General features: G+C 72.7%; 2 protein-coding genes. Both read right to left on the bottom strand.

Going from position 1 to position 2,842, the window contains the following annotated elements; all coding sequences use genetic code 11:
• Positions 1-137: 137 nt before the first annotated feature.
• The gene (gene ptsP, locus ACFWJ4_RS41375; RefSeq protein ID WP_380554581.1) at positions 138-1,808 is read right to left on the bottom strand and encodes a phosphoenolpyruvate--protein phosphotransferase; all 1,671 of its coding nucleotides are present in this window, start codon (positions 1,806-1,808) and stop codon (positions 138-140) included.
• 96 nt (positions 1,809-1,904) lie between these two features.
• Positions 1,905-2,354, bottom strand: coding sequence for a PTS glucose transporter subunit IIA (locus ACFWJ4_RS41370; protein WP_380554578.1), 450 nt, complete (start codon positions 2,352-2,354; stop codon positions 1,905-1,907).
• Positions 2,355-2,842: the final 488 nt, after the last annotated feature.

Below are 2,842 nucleotides of genomic sequence, written 5' to 3'. Positions count from 1 at the left end.
CTTGCCGCCCCGGCGCTTTTTCTCCCCCCCCCCCCCCCCCCCCGGGGCCCCCCCGCCCCGGGGCCGCCCGCGGGGGCCCCCCCCCCCCCCCGGGGGGGGGCCCCCCCTCTCGCTGTTCCCGCTTCCGCCGTTCCCGGCTACTCGCCGGAGAGCACCTGCTGCGCCGCGGCCCGCGCCTCCTCGGCGCTGTCCGCGGCCCGGGCCGCCTCGGCCGCCCGGCGGCACTGCGCCAGCGTGTACTTGGCGAGCGTGGTCCGCACGTAGGGGATCGAGGCCGCGCCCATCGACAGGCTGGTGACGCCCAGACCGGTCAGCACCACGGCCAGCAGCGGGTCGGAGGCCGCCTCGCCGCAGACGCCGCAGCTCTTGCCGGCCGCCCGCGCGGCGTCGGCCGCCGCGGCGACCAGGTCCAGCAGGGCCGGCTGCCACGGGTCCTGGAGCCGGGCCAGCGCACCGACCTGGCGGTCGGCCGCGAAGGTGTACTGCGCGAGGTCGTTGGTCCCCAGCGACAGGAACTCGACCTCCTGGAGGATCGCCCTGGCGCGCAGCGCGGCCGACGGGATCTCCACCATCGCGCCGAACTTGGCGTCCAGCCCGGCCTCACGGCAGGCGGTCGCGAAATCCTTGGCGTCCTTGCGGTCGGCCACCATCGGGGCCATCACCTCAAGGTGCACCGGCAGGCCCTCGGCCGCCTTGGCCAGCGACTCCAGCTGGGTCCGCAGCACCTCGGGGTGTTCGAGCAGGGTGCGCAGACCGCGCACGCCCAGAGCCGGGTTGGGCTCGTCGGCCGGGGTCAGGAAGTCCAGCGGCTTGTCGGCGCCGGCGTCCAGCACCCGGACCACGACCCGGCCCTCGGGGAAGGCCTCCAGCACCTTGCGGTACGCCTCGACCTGCTTCTCCGCGTCGGGAGCCTTCGCCGAGTCGTCCAGGAACAGGAACTCGGTGCGGAACAGGCCGACGCCCTCGGCGCCGTTCTCCAGCGCGGCCGGAACGTCGGCCGGTCCGCCCACGTTGGCCAGCAGCGGCACCCGGTGCCCGTCCGAGGTCTGCCCCGGGCCGGAGGAGGCGGCCAGCGCGGCCCTGCGCTCGGCGGCAGCCGCCCGCAGCTCGTCCTGCTTCTCCCGGGACGGCTCCAGCAGTACGTCGCCGGAGCTGCCGTCCACCGCGACGACGGTGCCCTCGGCGACCTCGATCGCACCCGGCAGCGCCACAACGGCCGGCACGCCCATCGCCCGGGCCAGGATGGCGCTGTGGCTGGTCGGCCCGCCCTCCTCGGTCACGAAGCCGAGCACCAGCGTCGGGTCCAGCAGCGCGGTGTCGGCCGGCGCCAGGTCCCGCGCGAACAGCACGTACGGCTCGTCGCTGTCCGGCACGCCCGGCATCGGCACGCCGAGCAGCCGGGCCACGATCCGGTTGCGCACGTCGTCCAGGTCGGCGACCCGCCCGGCCAGGTACTCCCCGGCGGAGGCGAGCAGCGCCCGGTAGGCCGCGAACGCGTCGTAGATGCCGCGCTCGGCACTGCTGCCGACGGCGATCCGGCGGGACACGTCGGCCATCAGCTCCGGGTCCTGCGCCATCAGCGCCTGGGCCTCCAGCACGGCCTGGGCCTCGCCGCCCGCGAGGTTGCCGCGCGCGATGAGGTCGGCGGCGACCGCCTCGACGGCGGCCTGGGCGCGAGCCTGCTCACGGGGGGCGTCCTCGGTCGGGATCTGGGTGGCCGGGGGCTCCAGCACCGCCGTCCCCATGTGCCGCACCTGGCCGATCGCGACCCCGTGGCTCACGCCCACGCCGCGCAGCGTCTTCTCCATGTCACCTGTCTCCGCTGAGATGAGCGGCCCCGCCGGGAACCGCTGTATGTGGGGGCCGCCCCGTCATCTCGTCCGGGGCGGGTCGGAAAGAAGAGGTCAGCTCCAGTTGAACAGCTGCTCGCCGGCCTTGGCCTCGCCGTCCTCCCGCAGGTCGCCCAGCGAGTCCACGGTGGCCTCCAGCGCCACGATCGGCGAGATCGGCGACTTGCCCGCGGCCTCGACGGCGGCCGGGTCCCACTTGATGACGGCCTGACCCCGGGTCACCGTGTCGCCCTTGTTGACGAGCAGCTCGAAGCCCTCGCCGTTCAGCTGAACGGTGTCGATCCCGAGGTGGGTCAGCACACCGTGGCCCTCGGCGTCCACGACGACGAACGCGTGCGGGTGCATGGAGACGACGACACCGTCCACCGGAGCGACCGCCGTGGTCTGCTCGCGAACGGGGTCGATCGCGGTGCCCGGGCCGACCATCGCACCCGAGAACACCGGGTCGGGCACGCCCGCGAGCCCCACGATCTTGCCGGTCAGCGGCGACGTCACAGTGGTCATGGTTGTGCCTCCCAAGTGCGCAGTACAGCGTGCGGCCGCGAGGAGCGGCACGACGATCAACTGAAGCCTAAATCATGTCAACTTTGGACATCTGCTGACATTCCCGGGCGAAGACCCCGCCCCTGCCAGCCCAACCGGCCGGCGACTCACCGACCCGCGAGTGGTCTAGTCCTCTTGGCTCCGATGCGCCGCACTCTACAGGCATCTTGGCGAATCGGGACCATTGCTGTATATGCTCGCGAGAGCAACAAATCATGCCGCCGTCCGGGGGACTCCCGGTGCGCCCCGATTCGCGCTCCGGCTGCCGACCCGCTATGGTTGGTCGAGTCGCCACAACTTGGCGGTTAACACCAGATTTCAGATGTGAAAAGCCCCGGTAAACGGAGCGGAAAACGTCTGGTAAGCTGGAAACACGAAAGAACGAAGCCCGGAGGGTCCGCTGGAAGGCGGTCCGAAGGAAGCGTCCGTTCCTTGAGAACTCAACAGCG

The organism is Kitasatospora sp. NPDC127067 (genome assembly GCF_042724755.1).
Taxonomy (GTDB): Bacteria; Actinomycetota; Actinomycetes; order Streptomycetales; family Streptomycetaceae; genus Kitasatospora; species Kitasatospora lactacystinica.
This window is presented reverse-complemented; position numbering and strand designations above follow the sequence as displayed.

Excerpts from the sequence above, each read along its gene's own strand:
- ptsP (WP_380554581.1), bottom strand. The coding sequence starts at position 1,808 with ATGGAGAAGACGCTGCGCGGCGTGGGCGTGAGCCACGGGGTCGCGATC.
- ACFWJ4_RS41370 (WP_380554578.1), bottom strand. The coding sequence starts at position 2,354 with ATGACCACTGTGACGTCGCCGCTGACCGGCAAGATCGTGGGGCTCGCG.